The organism is Neisseria sp. P0014.S002, assembly GCF_051958295.1.
GTDB lineage: Bacteria > Pseudomonadota > Gammaproteobacteria > Burkholderiales > Neisseriaceae > Neisseria > Neisseria flavescens_B.
The window spans coordinates 1-301 of sequence record NZ_JBQCVO010000053.1 but is presented as its reverse complement, the minus strand read 5'-3'; the positions used below and the strand labels follow the sequence as shown (position 1 = coordinate 301).

Sequence of the window (301 nt, the reverse complement as noted above, 5' to 3'; positions counted from 1 at the left end):
GACTACACGGGTATCTAATCCCGTTCGCTACCCTAGCTTTCGTTCCTCAGCGTCAGAAATGGCCCAGTAATGCGCTTTCGCCACCGGTGTTCCTGATGATATCAACGCATTTCACCGCTCCACCATCAGTTCCGCTCACCCCTGTCTCCCTCTAGCACCCCAGTATCGGGCGCAATTCTTCGGTTGAGCCGAAGGATTTCACACCCGACTTAAAGCGCCGCCTACGCACCCTTTAAGCCCAATAATTCCGAATAACGTTTGGACGGTTCGTGTTACCGCGGCTGCTGGCACGAACTTAGCC

At 54.5% G+C, this 301-nt stretch carries 1 rRNA gene; it reads right to left on the bottom strand.

The features are described 5' to 3' along the window. Positions 1 to 301, bottom strand: a 16S ribosomal RNA gene (locus tag ACTHSX_RS10570); the annotation flags it as partial.